This is a genomic window from Mesorhizobium sp. B2-1-8, assembly GCF_006442545.2.
Classification (GTDB): domain Bacteria; phylum Pseudomonadota; class Alphaproteobacteria; order Rhizobiales; family Rhizobiaceae; genus Mesorhizobium.
The window spans coordinates 2695628-2717298 of sequence record NZ_CP083952.1; the positions used below are offsets into that span (position 1 = coordinate 2695628).

23 protein-coding genes are annotated in these 21671 nt (G+C 64.3%); 16 read left to right on the forward strand and 7 right to left on the reverse strand.

The genetic code is table 11. The features are described 5' to 3' along the window. From FJ970_RS13195 to FJ970_RS13215, 5 genes are all read left to right on the forward strand, one after another. Window positions 1-408, forward strand: coding sequence for an ACT domain-containing protein (locus tag FJ970_RS13195; protein ID WP_140763617.1), 408 nt, complete (start codon window positions 1-3; stop codon window positions 406-408). Beyond that, window positions 405-743 (forward strand): hypothetical protein, encoded by a 339-nt coding sequence (locus tag FJ970_RS13200; RefSeq protein ID WP_140763614.1) that lies wholly within the window; start codon window positions 405-407, stop codon window positions 741-743. Before FJ970_RS13195 ends, FJ970_RS13200 begins: the two co-directional genes overlap by 4 nt. A gap of 154 nt (window positions 744-897) precedes the next feature. Then, complete coding sequence (locus FJ970_RS13205) at window positions 898-2331, forward strand: aldehyde dehydrogenase family protein (RefSeq protein WP_140763611.1); 1434 nt, start codon at window positions 898-900, stop codon at window positions 2329-2331. 346 nt (window positions 2332-2677) lie between these two features. Then, the gene (locus FJ970_RS13210; RefSeq protein WP_140763608.1) at window positions 2678-3088 is read left to right on the forward strand and encodes an MbcA/ParS/Xre antitoxin family protein; all 411 of its coding nucleotides are present in this window, start codon (window positions 2678-2680) and stop codon (window positions 3086-3088) included. Further along, window positions 3082-3780, forward strand: coding sequence for an RES family NAD+ phosphorylase (locus tag FJ970_RS13215; protein ID WP_140763605.1), 699 nt, complete (start codon window positions 3082-3084; stop codon window positions 3778-3780). Before FJ970_RS13210 ends, FJ970_RS13215 begins: the two co-directional genes overlap by 7 nt. A gap of 100 nt (window positions 3781-3880) precedes the next feature. On the opposite strand, the gene FJ970_RS13220 is transcribed toward FJ970_RS13215, so the two are convergent. Then, on the reverse strand, window positions 3881-4330 hold the full coding sequence (locus FJ970_RS13220) for a universal stress protein (protein WP_140763602.1): 450 nt from the start codon (window positions 4328-4330) through the stop codon (window positions 3881-3883). 454 nt (window positions 4331-4784) lie between these two features. Between FJ970_RS13220 and FJ970_RS13225 the strand changes: the two genes are divergently transcribed. Next, the gene (locus FJ970_RS13225; RefSeq protein WP_140763599.1) at window positions 4785-5366 is read left to right on the forward strand and encodes a histidine phosphatase family protein; all 582 of its coding nucleotides are present in this window, start codon (window positions 4785-4787) and stop codon (window positions 5364-5366) included. 214 nt (window positions 5367-5580) lie between these two features. On the opposite strand, the gene FJ970_RS13230 is transcribed toward FJ970_RS13225, so the two are convergent. Further along, complete coding sequence (locus FJ970_RS13230; RefSeq protein WP_140763596.1) at window positions 5581-5982, reverse strand: VOC family protein; 402 nt, start codon at window positions 5980-5982, stop codon at window positions 5581-5583. A gap of 201 nt (window positions 5983-6183) precedes the next feature. Here FJ970_RS13230 and FJ970_RS13235 point away from each other — a divergent pair, with 201 nt between their 5' ends. Beyond that, window positions 6184-6453, forward strand: a complete 270-nt coding sequence (locus tag FJ970_RS13235; RefSeq protein ID WP_127870192.1) for a cyclase — start codon at window positions 6184-6186, stop codon at window positions 6451-6453. A 184-nt stretch (window positions 6454-6637) separates the two neighbouring features. Here the strand turns inward: FJ970_RS13235 and FJ970_RS13240 are convergent, their stop codons facing one another. Then, complete coding sequence (locus tag FJ970_RS13240) at window positions 6638-7411, reverse strand: pseudouridine synthase (RefSeq protein ID WP_140763593.1); 774 nt, start codon at window positions 7409-7411, stop codon at window positions 6638-6640. A 181-nt stretch (window positions 7412-7592) separates the two neighbouring features. On the opposite strand from FJ970_RS13240, the gene FJ970_RS13245 reads away from it, so the two are divergent. Further along, window positions 7593-8336 carry a hypothetical protein gene (locus FJ970_RS13245; protein WP_140763590.1) on the forward strand — a complete coding sequence of 248 codons (744 nt, stop codon included), beginning with the start codon at window positions 7593-7595 and terminating at the stop codon, window positions 8334-8336. Next, the gene (locus FJ970_RS13250) at window positions 8326-9918 is read left to right on the forward strand and encodes a GH3 family domain-containing protein (RefSeq protein ID WP_181178775.1); all 1593 of its coding nucleotides are present in this window, start codon (window positions 8326-8328) and stop codon (window positions 9916-9918) included. Before FJ970_RS13245 ends, FJ970_RS13250 begins: the two co-directional genes overlap by 11 nt. Window positions 9919-9994: 76 nt before the next feature. On the opposite strand, the gene FJ970_RS13255 is transcribed toward FJ970_RS13250, so the two are convergent. Then, entirely contained in the window at window positions 9995-11194 is a 1200-nt protein-coding gene (locus FJ970_RS13255; protein WP_140763584.1) for a cytochrome P450, read from the reverse strand. A 74-nt stretch (window positions 11195-11268) separates the two neighbouring features. Between FJ970_RS13255 and FJ970_RS13260 the strand changes: the two genes are divergently transcribed. Then, the gene (locus FJ970_RS13260; protein ID WP_140763581.1) at window positions 11269-12330 is read left to right on the forward strand and encodes a hypothetical protein; all 1062 of its coding nucleotides are present in this window, start codon (window positions 11269-11271) and stop codon (window positions 12328-12330) included. Between the two features lie 180 nt (window positions 12331-12510). Here the strand turns inward: FJ970_RS13260 and FJ970_RS13265 are convergent, their stop codons facing one another. Then, on the reverse strand, window positions 12511-13392 hold the full coding sequence (locus FJ970_RS13265; RefSeq protein ID WP_140763578.1) for an aldo/keto reductase family oxidoreductase: 882 nt from the start codon (window positions 13390-13392) through the stop codon (window positions 12511-12513). A gap of 93 nt (window positions 13393-13485) precedes the next feature. Here FJ970_RS13265 and FJ970_RS13270 point away from each other — a divergent pair, with 93 nt between their 5' ends. The 4 genes from FJ970_RS13270 to FJ970_RS13285 all read left to right on the forward strand — a co-directional run bounded on the left by FJ970_RS13270 (window position 13486) and on the right by FJ970_RS13285 (window position 18066). Beyond that, entirely contained in the window at window positions 13486-14388 is a 903-nt protein-coding gene (locus tag FJ970_RS13270) for a LysR family transcriptional regulator (RefSeq protein WP_140763575.1), read from the forward strand. Between the two features lie 166 nt (window positions 14389-14554). Continuing rightward, complete coding sequence (locus tag FJ970_RS13275) at window positions 14555-16468, forward strand: diguanylate cyclase (RefSeq protein ID WP_140763572.1); 1914 nt, start codon at window positions 14555-14557, stop codon at window positions 16466-16468. A gap of 153 nt (window positions 16469-16621) precedes the next feature. Continuing rightward, window positions 16622-17206 carry a hypothetical protein gene (locus tag FJ970_RS13280; protein WP_181178774.1) on the forward strand — a complete coding sequence of 195 codons (585 nt, stop codon included), beginning with the start codon at window positions 16622-16624 and terminating at the stop codon, window positions 17204-17206. Between the two features lie 563 nt (window positions 17207-17769). After that, window positions 17770-18066: a DUF1236 domain-containing protein gene (locus tag FJ970_RS13285; RefSeq protein WP_140763566.1), complete on the forward strand. Its 297-nt coding sequence runs from the start codon at window positions 17770-17772 to the stop codon at window positions 18064-18066. A gap of 272 nt (window positions 18067-18338) precedes the next feature. On the opposite strand, the gene FJ970_RS13290 is transcribed toward FJ970_RS13285, so the two are convergent. Then, window positions 18339-18818 carry a DUF2127 domain-containing protein gene (locus FJ970_RS13290; protein WP_140763563.1) on the reverse strand — a complete coding sequence of 160 codons (480 nt, stop codon included), beginning with the start codon at window positions 18816-18818 and terminating at the stop codon, window positions 18339-18341. A 169-nt stretch (window positions 18819-18987) separates the two neighbouring features. Here FJ970_RS13290 and FJ970_RS13295 point away from each other — a divergent pair, with 169 nt between their 5' ends. Continuing rightward, entirely contained in the window at window positions 18988-19407 is a 420-nt protein-coding gene (locus tag FJ970_RS13295; RefSeq protein ID WP_321575741.1) for a phosphatase PAP2 family protein, read from the forward strand. 174 nt (window positions 19408-19581) lie between these two features. Here FJ970_RS13295 and FJ970_RS13300 read toward each other — a convergent pair whose 3' ends face one another. Beyond that, window positions 19582-20430, reverse strand: a complete 849-nt coding sequence (locus tag FJ970_RS13300; protein ID WP_181178773.1) for a helix-turn-helix transcriptional regulator — start codon at window positions 20428-20430, stop codon at window positions 19582-19584. A 105-nt stretch (window positions 20431-20535) separates the two neighbouring features. Here FJ970_RS13300 and FJ970_RS13305 point away from each other — a divergent pair, with 105 nt between their 5' ends. Then, window positions 20536-21420, forward strand: a complete 885-nt coding sequence (locus FJ970_RS13305) for an SDR family oxidoreductase (protein WP_140763557.1) — start codon at window positions 20536-20538, stop codon at window positions 21418-21420. The last annotated feature ends 251 nt before the right edge of the window (window positions 21421-21671 follow it).

Consider the following 21671-nt stretch of genomic DNA (forward strand, 5'->3'; position numbering starts at 1 on the left):
ATGGCTGCCAGGATCAAGCTTAAGCAACTCCCCGGCCTGTACGCGATTTCGCGGCTTGAAGCCGGTGACGGCATTCCTGCCTGGGCGGACGGGCCAGGCTTCGTCAGCATCACCAGAACCGACGACGAGCTCTCGATCACCTGCCTCCAGCATCGCGTGCCGGATGCCGTCAAGCACGATCGCGACTGGGTCGCCTTCAAATTGCAGGGACCCTTTGCGTTCGACGAAACCGGCATCGTGCTGTCGGTCATCAGGCCGCTGTCGGAAAACGAGCTGGGCATCTTCCTGGTATCGACCTTCGATGGCGACCACCTGCTGGTGAAAGCGTCGGATCAGGAAGCGGCGAGACGGCTGTTGGGCGAGGCGGGTCATACGCTTACCTCTGAGCAAATAGGGAGGCTGGCGTGATGCAGAAAGCCGTGCGCGGTCTCTGGGGGATTGCTCCGAAGTTGACGGAAGATCTCACTCTCGAGCAAATTGCCGCGGCGCAAACGTGCATTGAATCCCTGCTTCCCCCACTGTCTGCCGATGACGTCAGCGCCCTGATATCGTTGCTGCCTGCCGACGGCGACACAGGCTACGGGCTCAACTGGTCCATTTTACGTGCTGTCGAAACGGCTCCCGAATGGCCGCTGTGGGATATGCTTCGGGACGAAGGCAACGAGTGGGTTCGCCGCTTTCGCCAGCGGCTTGCCAATGCAGGTTTCGAGGTTCCATGCGATATCGGTTCAAAGCCGAACTGATCGCACTGCTCGCCGGCCCAACCGCGCTGGCTCAACCACTGGCGCGCTGGCTCAACCAATTCGGGGGTTGCGTTTGACAGCGCCGTTTGCGCATCGTTATTTCTTGCCCGATATGACGGCCTGACCGGCCATGCGGCACACCCCAGGAGAAACCATGTCACACAATCTGCAGTTCTATATCGACGGCGCATGGGTCGATCCTGTCGTGCCCAACACGCTCGACGTCGTCGATCCGTCGAACGAGGATGTGTTCGCGCAGATCTCACTCGGCTCCAGAGCCGATGTCGACAAGGCGGTGGCCGCCGCCAAGCGCGCCTTCGACTCATATGGCTTCACCTCGGTCGAGGAGCGCCTCGATATCCTCAACCGCGTCATCGAAGTCTACAAGAAGCGCAGCAAGGACCTGGCGCTCGCCGTGTCGCGCGAGATGGGCGCGCCGCGCCAGATGGCGCTCGACAGCCAGGTCGGCGTTGGCCTCGCACATCTGACCAAGATGGCCGAGACGCTGAAGAATTTCCAATTCCGCCACGTCAAGGGCAACCACCTCGTGGTCAAGGAACCGATCGGCGTCGTCGGCCTGATCACGCCCTGGAACTGGCCGCTGAACCAGATCACCTGCAAGGTGGGTCCGGCACTCGCCGCCGGCTGCACCATGGTGCTGAAGCCGTCCGAAATCGCTCCGCTCGACGCCATCATCTTCGCCGAGATCATCGACGAGGCCGGCGTGCCGAAGGGCGTGTTCAACCTCGTCAACGGCGACGGCCCGGGCGTCGGCCAGGCGCTGTCCAGCCACCCCGACATCGACATGATGTCGTTTACCGGTTCGACGCGGGCCGGCATATTGGTGGCCAAGGCCGCCGCCGACACGGTCAAGCGCGTGCACCAGGAGCTTGGCGGCAAATCGGCCAACATCCTGTTTCCGGATGTCGACCTCGCCACCGCCGTCAGCAAGGGCGTCGCCGGCTGCTTCAGCAATAGCGGCCAGTCCTGCAACGCGCCGACCCGCATGTTCGTGCCGCGCGACCGCCACGACGAGGCCGCCGGATATGCCAAGGTCGCGGCTGAAAAGTTCACGGTCGGCCCGGCCGACGGCGCCAACACCAAGCTTGGCCCTGTCGTCAGCCAGGTCCAGTTCGACAAGATCCAGGAGCTGATCCAGAGCGGCATCGACGAGGGTGCGACGCTGGTCGCCGGCGGCCCCGGCCGCCCGGCCGAACTCAACCGCGGCTACTATGTCAGGCCGACCGTTTTCGCCGACGTCACCCACGACATGCGCATCGCGCGCGAAGAGGTCTTTGGGCCGGTGCTGGCGATCCTGCCCTACGACACGGTCGAACAGGCGGTGGAGCAGGCCAACGACACCGTCTACGGCCTTGCCTCCTACATCCAGGCCAAGGACCTGCAGAAGGCGCGCGACGTGGCGGCGCGCATGCGCTCGGGCAATGTCTACATCAACTATCCCCAATGGGACGCCGGCCTGCCCTTCGGCGGCTACAAGCAGTCAGGCAACGGCCGGGAGTACGCCGAATACGGGCTCGAGGATTTCCTCGAGATCAAGGGCATCGCGGGGTATGAGGCGGCTGAGTAGTTCTTTGGCTGCAGCGTAGCTGGAGAGGCGCCGGCGCCGCCCCTCATCTGCCTGCCGGCATCTTCTCCCCGTATAGAGACGGGGAGAAGGACGCTTCCGCGGCGGATTTCGCCAATCGCCAACATTAGAGAAAGAGCGCCGACATTACCGCCAGCCCCTTTCTCCCCGTCACTATACGGGGAGAAATGTCCGGCAGGACAATGAGGGGCGGCGCCGACTTCGGCGTTGTAGGTCCCCACGGAGTTCGAACTGTTTCTGGAGCAGGTGCCCTGCGCTTGACTCTCAGCCTCCATCCTTGCCAATTGGCATATACATGCCATATATCTGCCATTAGCGAGGTCTAAACATGCAGCTTCAGTCCATCGTCACCACGCCAGCCACGGTTGGCAGCGCCATTTCGGATGAGGAGGCGGGTGCGCTCGCGCGGACCACGGTCAATCTATTCAAGGCGTGGAATCTGACCGACTTCGAGGCTTGCGTGCTGCTTGGCGGCATCTCGGCGCGCACCTGGGCGCGCTGGAAGGAAGGCGGCATCGGCCGGATCGACCGCGACCTGCGCACCCGCATGGCGCATCTGATGGGCATCCACAAAGGGCTGCGCTACCTCTTTACCGAACCGGCGCGCGGCTATGCGTGGATCCGCAAGCCCAATGCCACCTTCGGCGGGCAATCGGCGCTCGACCTGATGCTGCGCGGCGACATTGCCGATCTCGCGGCGATGCGCGAATGGCTCGACGCGGAGCGTGGTGCATGGTGAGTGGACTTGCGGTCCGGCGCCGCGTCCACCGGCCCCAGACCTATCGCATCATCCGCTCCATCCATCCGCCGATCGACCTCTTCGAGGACATCGCCGACCCGCGCGACTGGGATGCGCTGGCCGCCGTCGAGGAGAAGACCAACCCGCGCATCCGGCTCGAGCTCGGTGATCTCGGCAAGGTGCCGGCCGCAAGGCGGGTTTCGGGTCCCGGCGCCAGTTTCGTCATGGCGCCTTTCGTGCATTGCTCGACCTTACGACCCGGCCGCTTCTCGGATGGCAGCTACGGCATTTATTATGCCGGCGACAGCGAGGACGTGGCTCTGGCCGAAACCATCCACCATCACCAGAACTTCATGCGCGCCACCAACGAGGCGCCCGGCTGGACGGCCGATTTTCGCGTGCTGATCGGCAGCGTCGACCGCGATCTCGACGACGTCAACGCCGTGCCCGGCGTGCTCGACCCGGACGACTATACGGCGTCGCAGGCGGAAGGGCGGGCGCTGCGGGCCGCCGGCAGCGACGGGCTGGTGTGGAACAGCGTGCGCATGGCGGAAGGAGAGTGCATCGGCATCTTCTGGCCAGACGTCATCGATGTCCCGGTCCAGGGCCGCCACTACAGCTACCACTGGGACGGCGGACGCGTCGACTTCGTGCGCCAGCACGACACGGGCAAGGTGCTGGCGGTGGTGTGAATGCGGGTGGTGCGGCCACGGGTTGAATATGCCCTGGCGAATGAACACGCGAAGCAGCGCTGACCAACGGCGCCATTTTGAAGATATCGAGTTGCGGCCGCTATCGCACCACGAGCACCGGGATTTCGGTGTAGGACAGCACCTCCGCCGTCTGGCTGCCCAGAAGCAGCCTGCCCAGCCCGCGGCGGCCGTGCGAGGCCATGACGATCAGGTCGCAACCCTGCGCCCGCGACAGTTCCAAGATCGCCTCGGCGGGTCTTTTCTCCTCGACATGGATCAGTTTGGCGGATACTCCGGCGGCCTCGGCCGATGCCTTGCATTTGTCGAGCACTTCCTTGCCGTAGCGGCGCGCTTCTTCCTGGTAGGCGGCCAGTTCATCGCCAGCGGCATAGCCGGCCATGGCGCCGCCCCAGGCGAAGATCGGGAATTGTTCCGAGACGGTGATGAAGGTGACGGCGGCGCCGATGCCCTTGGCCAGCGTGAGGCCATGGGCAACGCCCTTGTCGGCCAGTTCAGAGCCGTCGGTGGCGATGAGCAGATGTTTGTACATGATGATCCGACCTGTCGTGCGAGGATTGTCCGCGGGCGGACATGTTCCGGTGATGACTATCCAACAGAGATAGTTATGCCCCCGCGCTCATTCATTGAGCCAATGCGGCGGGCATCAGGGCCAGAAATGTGGCTTGATATCCAGAGCTTGGTTTCTCGCGCGGTCAATTGTTGGCGTCGGCGCCGCCCCTCATTGCCCTGCCGGGCATTTCTCCCCGTATAGAGACGGGGAGAAAGGGCAGTTGCGACCTTGGCGCTCTTTCTGCGGCGCTGGAGATTCGCGAAATCATCGACGAATGCGTCCTTCTCCCCGTCACTATACGGGGAGAAGATGGCGGCAGCCAGATGAGGGGCGGCGCCAACCTATCGAGAAGAAGCACCGCGCAGATTTAGCCAGCCGGATTCCCCTTGGCGGAATCGTCCTCTAAGGTGCCGACAACTCCGAAAGGCACCCCATGAGCAACGCGTTTCCGCAGATTCATCTGGTCCGGCATGGCGAGACGGCATGGAGCCTTTCGGGGCAGCATACCGGGCGCACCGACATGCCGCTAACGCCGGCCGGCGAGGCGGCCGCGCGCGGCGTCGCGGATCGGCTCAAGGGCCTGTCGTTTTCGGCGGTGTGGTCGAGCCCTTCTCAGCGCGCCTACAACACCAGCGTGCTCGCCGGCTTTGGGGAGCGCAGCGTCAGGATGGACGACCTGCAGGAATGGGATTACGGCGCTTATGAAGGGCGCGCCACGAAAGAAATCCTGGCCGAGCGGCCGGGCTGGAACGTGTTTCGCGACGGCTGCCCGCAAGGCGAGACGGCGGCCGATGTCGGCGCCCGTGCCGACAGGATCATCGACCGTCTGCGCAAGGCCAATGCCGACATACTGATCTTTTCCAGCGCGCATTTCCTGCGCGTGCTCGCCGCCCGCTGGCTCGGGCTGCCGCCGGAAGGCGGCGCGCTGTTCGTGCTCGACACGGCCAGCATCAGCGTGCTCGGCTACGAGCATGGCCTCGGCGAGCCGGTCGTGCGCAAGTGGAATCTGAGGTAGGGCTGGCAGCTTAGCGCCGACATCAATCGCTTCGTCAACCACGGGCGGAGCAAGGAGCGAAGCGACGCGGCGCAGACCCGAGGATCCATGCCGCGAGCTCAAGGCGTCGCCAACGGTGCCGATCCTGCTCCGCTGCACCCCTCGATCGATGTCACGGCATGGATACCAGGGTCTCCGCGACGCCGCTTCGCGGCTGCTTCGTCCTGGCGAAAACCTACCTCTCGAACTTCCGAATCGCCTCGGCGGTGACAGGCTGGAAGAAATTCACCAGATTGCCGTCGGGGTCGCGAAACAGCAACGAGCGGTTGCCCCAGGGCATGGTGGTCGGCTGCTGCACGGTCGTGCCCTTGATGATATCCGACAGCCGGGCGAATTCGGCATCGACGTCGCCGACGCGGAATTCGAGGATGGCCGTGTGGTTGTCGGCGGGGCGGGCGATGTCGCCGCCGAACAGCATCAAGGTGCGCGTGCTGCCGATCGCCAGCGTGCAGGCCGGCGTCGCCAGTTCGGCGAAGTCTTCGGTGTACACCGTCACCGGCATGCCGGTGATCTCACCGTAGAAGCGCACGAGGCGCTGGACATCCGAGGTTATGATGCGGACAGAGACGAAATTCATCGCATTGGCTCCTTGATCTCGAAGCCGCGACCGGCTCCCGACCGATCCATAACCCAGGTCTCCTGCCAGCTTTCTGTCAGGAGGCCTGTGCGACTCTCATTCGTTCGCCGGTTTGCCAAGGATATGATTGGGGCGATAAACTGGACGGCCCATGGCCGATCTCTTGGGCGCCAATAAACAACAGCCTGGGAGGAATGTACGATGACGACGCTGTTCGTGAGACATACCGTGTCCGACTACAAGGCCTGGCGCAAAGTCTATGACGGGTTCGCCCCGGTTCAAAAGGCCAATGGCGTGAAGGCAGAGGCTGTCTATCAGGCGGCGGACAACCCCAACGACGTCACCGTAACGCATGATTTCGCCAGTGCCGCCGAAGCGCAGGCCTTCATCAAAAACCCAAAATTGAAAGAGGCGATGGCGAGCGCCGGCGTGGTAGGCGCGCCAACCATGTGGATCACCAACAAGGCCTGATCGACTGCTCTACAGCATGTCGCGGCGAATAGAATTCGCCCGACCTGCTGTAGACTTCTGATTTTATGCATGTCGTTGTCCCGGAACCGAGGACACTTCCGGGCGACATGCATTAACTCGATCTGACCGCCAGTGCCGCATGAATGGCCAGGCCGCTTTCGGTCTGGCGGGCGGGGGCGTTTTTTCAGCCCGCCAGCAATGCCAGTTCCTGCGCCGTCAAATGCCGCGCCGTGCCCTTGGCGAGGTCGCCGAGCGGCAGCCGGCCGATGGCGATGCGGATAAGGCGCTTGACCTCGATGCCATACGCGGCGAGCAGGCGGCGGATGTGGCGGTTCTTGCCTTCGTCGAGCACGATCTCCAGCCAGGCGGTGCGGCCGCCGCTGCGCAGCAGTTGGATCGAGTTTGCCGCCAGGGTCTCGCCGTCGACTGTGACGCCGGCGCGGAGCTGGTCCAGCAGCGTTTCATCCGGCACCGTGGCGACCTGCACGTGGTAGGTCTTGGGCAGATGCGAGGCCGGGTCCATCAGGCGGTTGGCGAACTGCGTGTCGTTTGTCATCAGCAGCAGGCCTTCGCTCGCCTTGTCGAGACGGCCGACCGGCGAGACGTAGGGCAAGCCGAGCCCTTCGAGACAGGCATAGACGGTATCGCGCTCGAGCGGATCGTCGCGGGTGGTGACGACCCCGCGCGGCTTGTTGAGCATGACGTAGACCTTGCGCTCGGCAACGACCGCTTCGCCATCGACGACGATGCGGTCGCGGTTCAAGTCGACGCGCAGCGAGGCATCGCGCACCACCTTGCCGCCGACGCGCACGCGGCCATCCGCGATCAGCACCTGCGCCTGCGTGCGCGAACACAGGCCGAGTTTCGACAGCGCGCGGCTCAGGCTGACGCCGGGAGGCCCGGCGCTGCGTGGCTTGCCGGGTGGCGGCCTGCCGGGCGGTGGTGGTCGTGGGGCCATGCTGCTGCCGGTGATCCGTTCCAGCCGACAGATGCCATGGGTGAGGTGGGCACCGCAAGCCGGGCAAGCCACGCGGCTGGATTGCCGGCAAGACCAAGGAACGAATCGTCGAGGACCGGGTTGAACTTTGCAAGCCATGGCTGATATTCGTGGATCGGGGTGATAGGGCGGGACAGACTACTTGGGACTTGGTGCGGGCCGAGCGGATTTCATAGAGTCAGGAATAACGCCGGTCGCGGAACTGGCGCCGGCCGACCGCGACCAGATGTTCGCCCTCTACGAGACCTACTACGAGGCTATCGATCGCGACCTTTTCGAGCGCGATCTGTCCGAGAAGGACGCCGTCGTGCTGGTCCGCCGCAGCCGGAAGATCATCGGTTTCTCGACCTATCTCGTCCGGCACCAGGCGATCGGCGCCGAGACCGTACATTACCTCTTCTCCGGGGACACCGTCCTGCATTCCTCGCTTTGGGGCAATCCCGTGCTCCTGCAAGGTTTTTTCCGCGCGGCCGGCGCTGCCAAGGCCCAGGTCGAGGGTCGGCTGTTCTGGTTCTCCATCATAGGCGGCCATAGGACATTCCGTATCCTGCCCAATTTCTTCCGCGAGTTCGTTCCAGCCGTCGATGCCCAGGATTCGAGCCAACTGCGGACAATACGTGACACGATAGCGGTTGCGCGCCATGGCCATTCTTTCGAACCCTCCACAGGGCTGATCGACTTCGGTTCGTCGCAAGGTCATTTGCGGGAAGAATGGGCGGATGTAGAGGACACAGCGATTCGAAACCGCTTCGCCGCGTTCTTTCTCAAGGCCAATCCTTTCTATTTCCGGGGCGTCGAACTCGCCTGCCTGACCGAACTCGAGATCGGCAATTTGAAGCGCTATGGCGCCACGAGCTTTGCCGAAGGGGTGCGCGATGGCCGCTGAGGCCTGGGCACGGATTGCCGGCGCGACCGCTGCCGCCGAAGCCGGTTTTCAGGCGCTGCTTGGCCAATTGGAGACGACGCAGCGCGAGCTGTTGCGGGGGCTGATCGAAGCCAATGCCGGGACGGAATTCGGCCGCGACCACGCTTTCGCCAGCGCCACATCGGCCGAAGCGTTTCGCGATCTGGTTCCAGTCGCCGATTACGAGGCGTTGCTGCCTTACATCAGGCGCACAGTCGATGGCGCTGGCAATGTGCTGACCGCCGAGCCGGTCCGGTTCCTGGAGCAGACCGGCGGCAGTTCGGGCGGCTCGAAATATATCCCCTATACGGACAGCGGCCTGCGGGCCTTCACCTCTTGCCTTTATCCCTGGCTGGCGGACCTGATCCGCCGCCGGCCGGGTGTGGCGCAAGGAAACGGCTATTTCGCGCTGAGCCCCGTGGGCCGCGGCGCGGACGAACGCGTCGGCGCCCACAGGCTCGGCAGTCCGGTGCCTTTTGCCTATTTCGGCGCCTTGCGCGACAGCCTCATCGAGCTTTCGGCCGTTCCGATGGAGCTCAGGCTGCTCGGCGATTTCGCCAGCTGGCAAAGGCAGACCTGCCTGCACCTATTGGCCGCCGATGAGCTGAGCCTGATCTGGGTCTGGAGCCCGACCTATTTGACGGAGATCCTGCGCGCCATGCAGCGCGATGCGGCGAGCCTGCTGCCGGAACTCGCGGACAGGCTTGGCGCTACGCGGCCGGCGGGCAGGGTGAGCCGCCGCATTGCCGTTCTGGAGGCAGCTCTTGGAGGATCCGGCGCGGGGCTGTCGGCGATCTGGCCTCGGCTCGACACGATCAGCTGCTGGACCGATGCCTCGAGCCGCGGCTTTGCCGCCGAATTGCAGGGGCAATTTCCCCAAACCTTCATCCAGTCGAAAGGACTGATGTCGACCGAGGCCGCCGTGTCATTTCCGTATGCCGATGGTCCCGGCTGCATCCTGGCATCGCAAAGCGGGTTCTTCGAATTTCTCGACGACAGCGGTGCCGGCCGTTTTGCCTGGCAGCTGGAGGTCGGCGGCTGCTACCGGCTGATCGTCACCACGGGCTCGGGGCTCTATCGCTACGACACGCAAGACATGGTCGAGGTTTGTGGCTTCACCGGCGATACGCCGCGCCTGCGCTTCATCGGTCGCGCCGGCATGGTGTCGGATCTCTGCGGCGAAAAACTCACGGAAGCCTTCGTCGCGCGCTGTCTTGCCGATACAGGGCTCGATCCCCGCACCTATGCGCTGCTCGTCGCGGTCGCGGCGCCGCACCCGCACTATCGGCTTTTCGTCGAAACCGGGGGAACCGCAGGGAGAATTGCGCCGCCCGGTCCAGCCGTCGAGCACGCACTGATGGCCAATCCGCAATATGAATATGCACGCCGCATCGGTCAGTTGGGCGCGTTGCGGGCGACCACCGTCGACGACCTCTATGGCAGGCTGAAGCGCCACCGCATGAAAGGCGGCGCGAGCATTGCCGGCATGAAGGCGCCAATCCTGCTCAGGCAATCGGACGACGCACTTCTGTCGGCCCTCGATGCCGGCGAAGCGGGAGTTTAGGATGACACGCTACCCCTCTGAACTGGAATCGGAATTTGCCGTGATGTCTGGCGAGGAAGGAACCGGGCTGTCCCGGTCAGGCCGTCAGGCGCAACGTCAATGCGTCCAGGCCACGGATGGAGGAATTGTTCATCCATCGCCAGGCGACAGGCTCGATGGCTTTCCAGCGGACGAGTGCGGCTTCCAGCATCGCATTGCCTTCCATCTCGGCCAGCGCCCTGCCTATGCAGACATGCGCGCCCCGGCCAAAGGCGAGGTTCTGCTTGCCGGCGCGGCGAAGGTTGAAACGGGATGCATCGGCAAACTGGGAAGGGTCGCGATTGGCGGCGCCGACCAGCAGCACCATCAGCCGGTCCTTTCCGATCTCCTGGCCGCCAACAACCACGGGCTCGAGCGGCCAGCGGCAGATCTTCTGCACCGGGCTTTCCAGCCGCAGCGTTTCGGCAACGGCGCTGGCGGCAAGCCGGCGATCGGCCCGCAGTGCCGACCATTGGTCGGGCTGGTGGGCAAGATGGAACAGCATGTTGCCGATGAGATGCACCGTGGTCTCATGGCCGGCAAAGGCCAGGAAGGCGATGTTGCGGCCGGCAGCCGTCAGCCCCAGCGCGTCGACCAGAGCCGGCATGCCCGTCAGCAACGGCGGCAGGCGCTGGGCGGCGAGCAGATGGCGCAGATGCTCGACGAAATAGCCGGACATCTCGTCGGCCGGGTTGGCGCGGCCGCCAAAGGCGTCGTCGAAGCCGGTGTCGAGCATCGTGCGGATCGAAACCGACCAGGCGCGGATCAGCGGCATGTCCTTCCCCGGCACGCCCAACAGGCGGCAGATAACACGTTCGGGGACGGCGCGCGTGAAGGCGGCGACGACATCGACGGGGCCCGACAGGCCGGCATCGCCGACGAGTTCGTCAACCGCTTGCGCGACCGCTGGGCGCAGGGCTGCCATACCCTTGCCGACAAAGGGTTGCTGCAGGGATTGGCGCAACGCGGCATGGGCCCTGCCTTCCTGGTAGATCAGCCAGTCGCGTGTCGCCGAATTCGGCCCCGCCGCCTCGCTACCCGGCGGCACGTGCGACAGGCTGCGATTGGCAAGACTGCTCGAAACGAGATCGTATCCGGTGACATAGACATCGCCCCACGGCGCCTGCCAGACGGGGGCCAGCCGCCGCATTTCATCATGGATGGCATAAGTGTCGGCGGCGGCCTCGAAGGCACCGGCTCGAATCCCTTGCCATGGATGCTCGACTGCCTCGAACGAGGAGGAGGGCCCGGTATGCATCGCTTTTCAAAAAACCCCACCTTGCCAGCCAGACCAGGCATGCGTCGAGCGCGCCGGGAAACCATTAGCCGGCCATGACCACCGATCAAGGACCGATCTACTATTTCTGCACCCGCCAACACGCTTACACGGTGGGCGTGATGCTTGGCTATTATGACCATGGACTAGGCGACCTGGTGCGGATCATTCCCTATGAGCATATGGCTAGGCTTGGGCCCGTCGCGCCCGGCACCTTCATCTTCACCGACTTCGAAAGGCTGTCCGCCGCGCGGCTGCAGGCGGCTATTTCGCTGCACAGGCGGATTGGCTCCCTCAATCCCGACCTGTTGCTGCTCAACAGTCCGGCGATCGTGCCTCGTCGCTTCGACCTGCTGAAACGGCTGAAGGCGGCCGGCCTCAACCATTTCGACGTGCATCGCCTGGAGGACCGCAAGGCAATCCATCGCTTTCCCATCTTCGTGCGCTGGGAGAGCCAGCATGAGCCGCCGTTGACCGGATTGATCGACAGTGCGGATGGCCTGGAGCGGGCCATCGCCAGTTTGCCGGCGCGTATTCGCAGCGACCCGGACCTGATGATCGTCGAATATGGCGCAGCGCCATCGGCCGACGGGCGGTTTCGCAAATATTCGGCCTACAAGGTCGGACCGACGGTCTATCCGCAGCACTGCTTCATCAATGAAAGCTGGTACATCAAGTTTCCCGGCACCCGCTTCAGCGAGGCGGACAGGGCCGAGAGCCGCGCCTATGTAGCGCAAAATCCGCATGCCGCGCAGATCGAGCGCGTCTTTGCGCTGGCCGGCATCGACTATGGCCGCATCGACTACGGCATCGTCGACGGCCAGGTCCAGACCTTCGAGATCAATAGCAACCCGACGGTCCTGGCGCGACCGCCCGGGTGGGAGGCGGGCGCCGACTACAGCCGCTACGCCCAGATGCATGCCCAGGCGTTGCGCGGTATCATGCGGCCGGCCTCCGGCCCCAACCTTCTGCTCGGCGACGGCAGCATGAGCGTCGATGCCGTTCATGCCGACGCCATGCGGACAGTGCGCTGGCGCGTCGCGGGATTTTCGCTGAGGTGGCGCCTGTCCCTGCGGGCGCTGAAGAAACGGCTGGCACGCATTTTCGGTCATGGATGAGTGTCGGCGAGCACGCGCTCGACGGGTGCGTCGAAAATCCGCCCGACAGCAAAGCTGCGGTCGGATGCGGTGGACGCGTTCATTTCGGCCTGTCCGTGCGGTACCACAGCCGCGAGGCCGTGAAGGTGAGGGCGGCTGCCGGGGAGCAAGTTCCTACCCGGCAGAGTTCTGCTGGAAACCTCAGGCCGCCTTGGCCTCGCCGCCTATCCCGTTCAGCACCTCGATCGCGTCGGCCGGTAGCGTCAGCTCGGCCGCCGCCAGATTCTCCCTGAGATGCCCGACCGACGAGGTGCCGGGGATCAGCAGGATGTTGGGGGAGCGCTGCAACAGCCAGGCGAGCGCCACCTGCATGGGGGTGGCGCCGAGCTTTTGCGCGACGTCGGCAAGCGTGCCCGACTGCAGCGGCGTGAAACCGCCGAGCGGGAAGAACGGCACATAAGCGATGCCGTCGGCGGCAAGCTCGTCGATCAGCCCGTCATCCTGGCGATGCGCGATGTTGTATTGGTTCTGCACGCAGACGATGTCGACCATGCCGCGTCCCTGTGCGATCTGTTTGCGGGTGACGTTGCTCAGGCCGATATGGCGCACCAGGCCCCGGCGCTGCAGTTCGGCGAGCGTGTCGAGCTGCGGCTCGAGCGATCCCTCGACGGGTCCGTGGATGCCATGCATGGAGCGCAGGTTCACGACCTCGAGCACGTCCAGCCCGAGATTGCGCAGATTGTCGTGCACGGCCTGCGTCAGCTCCCGCGGTGACATTGCGGGGATCCACGATGCATCCGCGCCGCGCCGGGCACTGATCTTGGTGACGACGGTGAGGTTGGCGGGGTAGGGATGCAGCGCCTCGCGGATGATCTGGTTGGTGACGTGCGGGCCGTAGAAATCCGATGTGTCGATGTGGTCGACGCCGCTGGCAACAGCCTCGCGCAGCACGGCGAGCGCGGCGTCACGGTCCTTCGGCGGGCCGAAGACGCCCGGTCCGGCCAGTTGCATGGCGCCGTAGCCGAGGCGCTTCACGGTGCGGTCGCCGAGCCTGAAGCTTCCGGCCTTGCTGATGTCTGTCATGGTCTCATCTCCGTTGGATCAGCCAGATATAGACAACGCCTGCCTGCACGATAATATGGTGCAATCGGTACGGCCTGTGCGGAAAGGCGAACAATGGCGGATCTGGGCGACCTCCAGGCATTCATGGCGGTGGCGCGCGCCGGCGGCTTCCGCGAGGCCGCCCGGGTGGGCGGCGTCAGCGCCTCCAGCCTCAGCGAGACGGTGCGGCGGCTGGAGAGCGGGCTGGGCGTGCGGCTCCTCAACCGCACCACGCGCAGCGTGGCGCCGACCGAGGCCGGTGCGCGGCTGCTCGAGCGGCTCGGCCCCGCGCTCGGCGAGGTCGAGGCGGCGCTCGACGTGGTCAACGGTTTTCGAGGCCGCCCGGCCGGCACGCTGCGGCTCAACGTGCCTGTCGTCGCTGCGAAACTGGTGCTGCCGCGCCTTTTGCCGCCCTTTCTCGCGGCCTATCCCGAAATTCGCCTGGAAGTGACCGCCGAGGACAGTTTCGTCGACATACTGGCGAGTGGCTGCGACGCCGGTATCCGCTATGACGAGCGGCTGGAGCAGGACATGATCGCCGTGCCGATCGGCCCGCGCCGGCAGCGCTTCGCCACAGCCGCCGCAACGACCTATCTCGACCGGCGCGGCCGGCCCGTCCATCCGCGCGACCTGCTCGATCATGCCTGCCTGCGCGGCCGCTTCGCCAGCGGTTTCACGCCGCCCTGGGAGTTCGAGCGCGATGGCGAGGTGGTGAGCGTCGAACCGACTGGACCGCTGCTGGTCAGCACCGGCACGGCGATGGCGCTTGCGCTCGAGGTGGCGGTCGCCGGCGGCGGCATCGTCTCGCTGTTCGAGGACTGGCTGCGCCCGTATTTCGACGACGGCCGGCTGGAGCCGGTGCTGGAGCCCTGGTGGCAGGAATTTTCAGGCCCGTTCCTCTATTATCCCGGCCGCCGCCTGACGCCGGCGCCGCTGCGGGCGTTCATTGATTTTGTCGGTGGGATGCGCTGGGGGTGATACCTGACCGATCTCGTCCCGCCGCATGTGTCGGCCTTTTCGACCCTGCCGCCGTGTTTCCCTTTTCGACCAAAGGGCAAATCCCCTGATGTAACACTTTGTTGTCATTGGAGGTCTATCGAAGAGGCGGTACGGCGAAAGCCCGATGAAGGGAAAAAGGCGCGCAATGGGTTCGCCCTGGTCCGAATTGCTGGCCAATCTCGCGGTCGTGGCGATGTTCGTTTCGGTCTGGATCCACACGCATGTGTGGCTGGATCGCTGGCCGGCCGCCGTAAAGGCAGCGACCTTCGGCGTGCTGATGGGCGCCGGCGCCATCGTCCTGATGCTCACACCCATGCAGTTGCAGCCTGGTGTTCTCGCCGATCTCAGGGCGACGATGATCGCCATTGCCGGCTTCTTCGGCGGTCCTGTCGCCGGCATCGTCGCCGGGGTCATGGCCGGCGCCTTCCGGACATTCGAGGGCGGCATCGGCACCTTCGCCGGCGCGGTGGGAATAGCGGCAGCCATGCTGGTCGGTGTTGCCGGAAACCTGGCCCTGAAGGGCCGCCACGCCACCATACTCGACATCATGATCCTTGGCGGGGCCGCGGCGGCGGCGTCACTGCTTGGCCTCAGCGTCCTGCCGCGGGATGTCCTGCGAATGGTTCTGCCTGATGTGGCGCTGCCTTCCTCCCTGCTCATCTTTGTCTCGGTGGTGCTGTCGGGGCTGACGTTCTACCAGGAGCGGCGTCGCCTCGAAGCGCTGCGGTCCCGGCGCATTTACAAGACCGTGGTGGAGACGCTGCCCGATTGCCTCAACGTCAAGGATCTCGACGGACGGTTCATCGCGGCCAACCCGGCAACGGCCGAATTGCTGCATGCGCCCGATGCCAAGGCACTGATCGGCAAGACGGACTTCGACTTCTTTCCGCATGAGACGGCCAAAGGCTTCCGCGAGGACGAGCTTGTCGTGCTTGCGTCGGGCGCCTCGGCCACCATCGAACAGCGCCTTCGCCACGAGGACGGCACCGATGGCTGGCTGGCGACCTTGAAAGCTCCGTTCCGCGACAGGACCGGGGCGGTCGTCGGCCTGATCACCCACAATCGCGACATCACCGCGCGCAAGCAACTCGAGACCGAGCTGGCGGAAAGCCGGGTCCGGCTCGGAGACGCCTTGACGCACATGGCCGACGGCCTGGTGATGTTCGACCCGGATGGCGTGCTGGTGCTGTGCAACGCACAGTATCGCGCCATGTTTCCGAAGACGGCCGAATTAAGAGTTCCGGGTGCCGACTACCGTGACATCCTGCGCGCCGCGGCGGCGCGCGGCGAGGGGACCACACCGCCGGACGCGGTCGAGGACTGGATCGCCGACATTATGGCCTCGCAGAAGCTCGTCAGCCACCGCCTGGTCCGGCTTGCCGACGGGCGCTGGCTCGATGTGCGCACCCGGCCGACCGGCGATGGCGGAAGCCTCAGCGTGTTTTCCGACATCACCGAAGCCAAGCAGATCGAGGCCGAACTGATGGCCGCCAATGAGAAGCTGAACCTCCTGGCGCACCGCGACGGCCTGACCGAACTGTTGACGCGGCGCGCCTTCGACGAAGCGCTGGCGCGCGAATTCGCCCGCGCCACCCGCAACGCGATGCCGCTCAGCCTGCTCATCATCGACGTCGACTGGTTCAAGCGGTTCAACGACCATTACGGCCATCCGGCTGGCGATGACTGCCTGCGCGTCGTCAGCCGCTGCATCGAGGCCGCAGCCCGCCGGCCGGCGGACGCCGCCGCCCGTTACGGCGGCGAGGAGTTCGGCCTCATCCTGCCCGAGACCGACGCGCGGGGGGCCTTCGTCATCGCCGAAAACCTCAGGAGCAAGGTGCGCGACCTCGCTCTTGCGCATGCCGGCAGCGAAAAAGGCATCGTCACCGTCAGCATCGGTGTCAGCACCTTCGAGGCCGACGCCGCCATGGAGATCGCCGATCTCCTGAGCCGCGCCGACGAGGCGCTCTACGGCGCCAAGGCCGCGGGGCGGGACCGGGTGCATGGCTGGCGTCCGCATCTCAGCGGCCAACGCTCGACCGGTTCGCGGCGCAAGACATGAGCGTTCCCAGGCACCGGGTTGCCAGTAGAATTTGGATCGAGGCTGAACTGGCGAGTGCCTGAACGAGGATCCGGGCGCGCACCTCTCTCAAGTGGCGTGCAAGCTTCAACCGGTGCGAACTGAATCCGTGCTGGCGTGATCGAGCTTCACAAGATGAGCCTTCGCCTCGCCGACACGTTGTTGCGCGGATCGTATCCTGTCACAAAGCGTCAGATTGATACCAACGCCACAGTGTTCGTCCAACATCGCGTTTGCACGTTCGAGGGCGAGTTCCGCTCGGTTAAGTCGCTGCCTAGCCCTGGCCAGTTCCAAGGTCAGAAGAAGTTCCATTACTGCTGTTTCCGTGGCTACGGTCCCTTCAAGTGGGAAACCGTTGCCGGTCATTTTGGTTCCGGCTGTTTGCGCGCACCTGCGTTCGCTGCCGCGCGCACCCATGATGCCCGTCAGGACGGCCTTGGATGGGCAAGGTTGGTGTCGAAAGTGCCCGGGAGGACAGGCGTGTCATTCCGGCCGGTCGAGGCTGTCGACATCGTGTCGACCGGCGGAATGATGACCATGCGCACATGCTGCTCTGGCCACAATGGCTTTCCGAAAAGAACGAACGTGCCGGCGAGAAAACAGACCAGCAAGAGGATGGCCAAGATGTTGGCTATGATCTCACCAAGCTGCATTGCCTTTCCTCCAAATCACGCACCTGCAATCGGCAACGAGCACCAGCGGACTACGTTCAACGTTTAGGACCAATGCGCCCGGCACTTCGGACTTCGGTCCGAGTTGCGGGTCGAACGATAAGGGCACAGCCTGCGCACCGGCGGCCAGCCGGTAGCGAGGGCTGCTACCAGCTTAAGGTAAAGCTGACGAGCAGGACGGCAATCAAGGCCGATAACGGGACCGCCATCAATAGCGCCGCCTCGATAAGGCGGGTTTGCTTGTCGCCGAACATCCGAATCTCCTCACATCTCGGCCCAAAACCAGGGAATTTAGGGTTCGCCCACCGCATGGAAGCGGTGAGCGAACCCTATTGGCGCAGGAAGGGACGTAGCTGCGCCAATTTGCAAAAAAATTCGCGGTTACTGTCCGGCTTTTAGCAACTACCCGCCGTGTCCTCGCAGCGAACAACGAGCGCGAAAGGCAGCCGTTCCCGGCGACGGTTCCGGCAGGACTATTGCGTTTTTATATGGGACTTAAGTCTTGGGCCGATGGGACCGAAGCCCAAGCCTGGAACATTCGATGCTACCTGGAGTTCGATCCGCAGCGCAGTGACAATGTTGTGGCTGTGCGGATTGCAGATGGAGGAATTCATGAAGAAGAATCTTGCCGCCGTAGCCGCGGTTCTGTTGCTCGCAGGTGTCGGCGCGGCCGCGGCCGAGGACGTCGTCATCCAGCCCGAGCAGGAAACGGTGATCAAGGAATATGTGAAGAAGCAGCCGCTGGCTTCGATCAAGATTCCCGGCGTGGAACTCAATGTCGGCACGGCTTTGCCCGATACTGTCGAGCTGCACGAAGTTCCCAACGTCAAGTATCGCTACACCGTCGTCGACAACCATACCGTGATCGTGGATCCAGGCACCCGCAAGATCGTCAAGATCATCCAGTAACGGCGCCTGGCCCGCCACCGGGCTGGTGGCGGGCCGGCTACGCAAGATGGATTGCCTGAGCAATCGGAATTTGCGCGGGTCGATGCCCTTTAATGCATGTCGCCCGGAAGTGTCTTCGAGCCGGCCTGTAAGGGCTGCGGTTTCGCCGATCCTGACCTCGCGATCGTCGCAGCAGAACTCCCAGATCCACCTACCGGCATTCCGCGCAGGACACCTTCCAGTGGGGAACATTGCAGCCATGGACTTTGATCCGGTGGGCGAATGCCGTACCGCTAGCGGCTTGCTATCTTGTGCCGCAGAACGAGGCGGTACTCATGCCAGATCAGCCAGATGACGATCAGGTCGAATATGGTGAGCACGATCAACCCGGCCGAGTGAGTATAGCTGAAGCGGTAGAGCTGGTAGACGATGAAGACCAGCAAGGCGACAAGCGATGCCGGATAGGCCCATAGCTTGCCCCACAACAGGCCTGCGACCAGGGCAATCTTGATCACGCCGTGACTGAGAAGGTAGAATGCGTAGAAATGCTGCGTGCCGACAGAGAAATGGCTTGCCGCGTCCATCAAATGGCCGGCGATGAAATCGTGCGGGTCGTCGACCAGCTCTTCCTGCGTGAGCCTGTTCACCAGCGACACGATCGTGCTGGTGCCGACGATGGCGAGCAGCAGGCCGCCGACGCATTCGACCAGGGCATGTGCGCCTTTTAGCAGCAGGCTGACCTCGAAAATCTGGTGGACACGCTGCTCGTTCATGCGGTCTCCTGGCGTTTGGCGTGGCGCGTCGATGACAGGGTGAGTTGATGGACGTGACGATTACACATTGGATCAATTCGGCGGCGGGAATAAGCCTGGTGCTGGATCAGATCATGATAGCCGTGACGAAATTCGGTGTTCCGCTTCTGGTGGCCTGCGTCGTGCTGCAATGGTGGAGCAGGACGGACAGGACGCATGTGGGTCATGCCGCGATCGCAGCCGGACTGTCTTCCTGATCGGACTTGGCGCCAACCAGATCATCCTGCTCTTCGTGCATCGAGTGCGTCCCTACGACGCCGGCGTGACCCACCTCATCATTCCCGCCAGCATCGACTGGTCGTTCCCTTCGGATCACGCGACAGCGGCTTTCGCCATCGTTGCCGCATTCGTCCTGCAGGCGCTTCCGAGGCGCGCGTTGGTTTTCGGAGCAATGGCGCTGCTGGTTTGCTGCTCGCGGCTGTTTGTGGGCATCCATTACGCGACGGATGTGCTTGGCGGCGCTCTGACCGGCATTGCCGCCGCCGTGCTTGTCCGCGCCATATACCGCGAAGACTCCAGGCTGGACCGGCTGGCGACAAACATCCTGTGAGGGAAATCGGCTGTGGAGCAAACTGGGCCGTGCAGGCCTTGCGTCCATGACCGATTTCGCCAGACGCCTCGCTGACGCTCAGCGATTTCGCCGAACCGTCGATCCGCCCGCATGCCAATCTTTACTGGGGGCCGACTTTGCAGATCCTGAAGGCGGTGTGCGACGGATCCAGCGTCATCGCGACAGGGCCGCCGCTTGCTCTTGGAGGCGCCGGGCCAGCGCGCGAATTCGATCGGCGACCTTGCTGTCCACCGGGTTGTAGACGGTCAGGCTCAGATCCGGCCGGCCGTCGACCGCGAAGGCCGAATATTCGAGCTCGATGTCTCCGAGTTCGGGATGCTTCAGGCGCTTTGTTCCGTCGCCATGGCTGAGCACGTCGTTTTCCCGCCATAGCGCGTCGAACTCCGGGCTGGCGCCGCAAAGCTCCTCCACCAACTGGGCGACCTCCGACACCGCGCCGGCGCGTGCCGCGTCGGCCCGGAACGCACCGACCACGAAGCGGGCGAGGTTTTCCCAATCGTGCTGCTTGGCACGGACGGTGGGGCTCAGGAACATGAAGCGCAGGATGTTGCGCTGACCGGGGGGCAGGACGCTGTAGTCGGTGAGCACGACCTGCGCGGCGCGGTTCCAGGCAACGACATCCCAGGTCGCCGTCTTGATCAGGGCCGGGCTCGCCTCGAGCGTGTCGATGAGGCGCTGCAGCCGGGGGCTGACGCCCTCGGCGCCGACGTAGCGGACCTCCGGCGGGCGCCCCAGCCCGAGCATGAAAAGATGTTCGCGCTCGGCCTCGGTCAGCAGCAGCCCCTTGGCGATCCGGTTCAGCACGTCGGCCGAAGGCGCGCCGCCGCGGCCCTGTTCCAGCCATGTGTACCAGGTCGGGCTGATGTTGGCGCGCTGGGCGACCTCTTCCCGGCGCAGCCCTGGCGTGCGCCTGCGCCCGGAGAAGCCGAACGATGCGGGGTCGAGCCGGGTGCGCCGGTCTTTCAGAAATGCCGCGAGCGAACCGGTGGAAGTGTTGGGCATCCTGTTAGCCTTCAAGCTGGTAGTCATTATACCATGATAAGATCACTACTTTAATGGAATAATAGGGCAGCGATATTACGCAGGCAACTGTGCAGGAGATTTTGCATGCATATCTTTCTTACCGGCGCCACCGGCTTCATCGGTTCGGCGATTGTCCCCGAACTCATCCAGGCCGGCCATCAGGTGGTCGGCGTCACCCGCTCCGATGCCGGCGCCGAAGCGTTGGCCGCCGCGGGCGCGGAGGTGTATCGCGGAACCCTCGAGGATCCCGAGGGGCTGCGCGACGGCGCGGCGAAGGCGGAGGCCGTGATCCACACCGCGTTCGACCATGATTTTTCGCGGTTTGCCGAGAATTGCGAAAAGGACAGGCGCGTGATCGCGGCACTCGGCCAGGCACTCGCCGGCTCCGACCGGCCGCTGGTGATCACGTCGGGCACCGGCATGGGCGCCCCCGGACATGGTGAGTTGGCGGTCGAGGACGTCTTCAATCCCAGCCATCCCAATCCCCGCGTCGCCTCGGAACTCGCCGGAAATGCCCTGCTGGAGGCGGGCATCAACGTGTCGGTGATGCGGCTGCCGCAGGTCCATGACACGGTCAAGCAGGGGCTGATCTCGCCGCTCGTCGAAATCGCGCGCCAGAAAGGCGTCTCGGCCTATGTCGGTGAAGGCCGCAATCGTTTTGCGGCGGGCCATCTCCTCGACGTGGCGCGCCTCTATCGCCTTGCCGTGGAAAAGCGGCAGCCGGGCGCACGCTATCACGCCGTCGGCGAGGAAGGCGTCGAGGTGCGCGCCATCGCCGAGGCGCTTGGCCGGGGCCTGAACCTGCCGGTGGTTTCGATCGCGCCGGAAAAGGCGGCGGAGCATTTCGGCTGGATGGCGATGTTCGCTCCCATGGACCTGCCGGCTTCCAGCGCGCTGACCCAGGCGCGGCTCGGCTGGCATCCGACCGGGCCGACGCTGATCGCCGATCTCGACGCCATGCGGTATTGAGGCGCTTAGCAACGTTCGAGGTTAGCCAAAGCCCTCTAAACTTCGTCATCCCTGGGCGCAGCAGGAGCGGCGCTCCGTCGCGGAGAGCCTGGGATCCTTCCGTGACCTGGGCCGAAGAGTGCAGCGGAGCAGAACTTTGCACTGTGGCGGTGCTCAGGAGTCCCGGCATGGATCCTCGGGTCTGCGCCGCGTCGCTACGCTCCTTGCTCCGCCCGTGCATGACGAAGCGATGGAGGCATGCAGTCCATAAA

What these genes read in the sequence shown, in the direction of transcription:
- FJ970_RS13290 (WP_140763563.1), bottom strand. Translation starts at nt 18,818, where the DNA reads ATGAACGAGCAGCGTGTCCACCAGATTTTCGAGGTCAGCCTGCTGCTA.
- FJ970_RS13215 (WP_140763605.1), top strand. Translation starts at nt 3,082, where the DNA reads ATGGTGAGTGGACTTGCGGTCCGGCGCCGCGTCCACCGGCCCCAGACC.
- FJ970_RS13225 (WP_140763599.1), top strand. Translation starts at nt 4,785, where the DNA reads ATGAGCAACGCGTTTCCGCAGATTCATCTGGTCCGGCATGGCGAGACG.
- FJ970_RS13300 (WP_181178773.1), bottom strand. Translation starts at nt 20,430, where the DNA reads ATGCCCAACACTTCCACCGGTTCGCTCGCGGCATTTCTGAAAGACCGG.
- FJ970_RS13210 (WP_140763608.1), top strand. Translation starts at nt 2,678, where the DNA reads ATGCAGCTTCAGTCCATCGTCACCACGCCAGCCACGGTTGGCAGCGCC.
- FJ970_RS13250 (WP_181178775.1), top strand. Translation starts at nt 8,326, where the DNA reads ATGGCCGCTGAGGCCTGGGCACGGATTGCCGGCGCGACCGCTGCCGCC.
- FJ970_RS13275 (WP_140763572.1), top strand. Translation starts at nt 14,555, where the DNA reads ATGGGTTCGCCCTGGTCCGAATTGCTGGCCAATCTCGCGGTCGTGGCG.
- FJ970_RS13205 (WP_140763611.1), top strand. Translation starts at nt 898, where the DNA reads ATGTCACACAATCTGCAGTTCTATATCGACGGCGCATGGGTCGATCCT.
- FJ970_RS13285 (WP_140763566.1), top strand. Translation starts at nt 17,770, where the DNA reads ATGAAGAAGAATCTTGCCGCCGTAGCCGCGGTTCTGTTGCTCGCAGGT.
- FJ970_RS13305 (WP_140763557.1), top strand. Translation starts at nt 20,536, where the DNA reads ATGCATATCTTTCTTACCGGCGCCACCGGCTTCATCGGTTCGGCGATT.
- FJ970_RS13195 (WP_140763617.1), top strand. Translation starts at nt 1, where the DNA reads ATGGCTGCCAGGATCAAGCTTAAGCAACTCCCCGGCCTGTACGCGATT.
- FJ970_RS13240 (WP_140763593.1), bottom strand. Translation starts at nt 7,411, where the DNA reads ATGGCCCCACGACCACCACCGCCCGGCAGGCCGCCACCCGGCAAGCCA.
- FJ970_RS13280 (WP_181178774.1), top strand. Translation starts at nt 16,622, where the DNA reads ATGAGCCTTCGCCTCGCCGACACGTTGTTGCGCGGATCGTATCCTGTC.
- FJ970_RS13260 (WP_140763581.1), top strand. Translation starts at nt 11,269, where the DNA reads ATGACCACCGATCAAGGACCGATCTACTATTTCTGCACCCGCCAACAC.
- FJ970_RS13230 (WP_140763596.1), bottom strand. Translation starts at nt 5,982, where the DNA reads ATGAATTTCGTCTCTGTCCGCATCATAACCTCGGATGTCCAGCGCCTC.
- FJ970_RS13255 (WP_140763584.1), bottom strand. Translation starts at nt 11,194, where the DNA reads ATGCATACCGGGCCCTCCTCCTCGTTCGAGGCAGTCGAGCATCCATGG.
- FJ970_RS13295 (WP_321575741.1), top strand. Translation starts at nt 18,988, where the DNA reads ATGGTGGAGCAGGACGGACAGGACGCATGTGGGTCATGCCGCGATCGC.
- FJ970_RS13270 (WP_140763575.1), top strand. Translation starts at nt 13,486, where the DNA reads ATGGCGGATCTGGGCGACCTCCAGGCATTCATGGCGGTGGCGCGCGCC.
- FJ970_RS13220 (WP_140763602.1), bottom strand. Translation starts at nt 4,330, where the DNA reads ATGTACAAACATCTGCTCATCGCCACCGACGGCTCTGAACTGGCCGAC.
- FJ970_RS13265 (WP_140763578.1), bottom strand. Translation starts at nt 13,392, where the DNA reads ATGACAGACATCAGCAAGGCCGGAAGCTTCAGGCTCGGCGACCGCACC.
- FJ970_RS13235 (WP_127870192.1), top strand. Translation starts at nt 6,184, where the DNA reads ATGACGACGCTGTTCGTGAGACATACCGTGTCCGACTACAAGGCCTGG.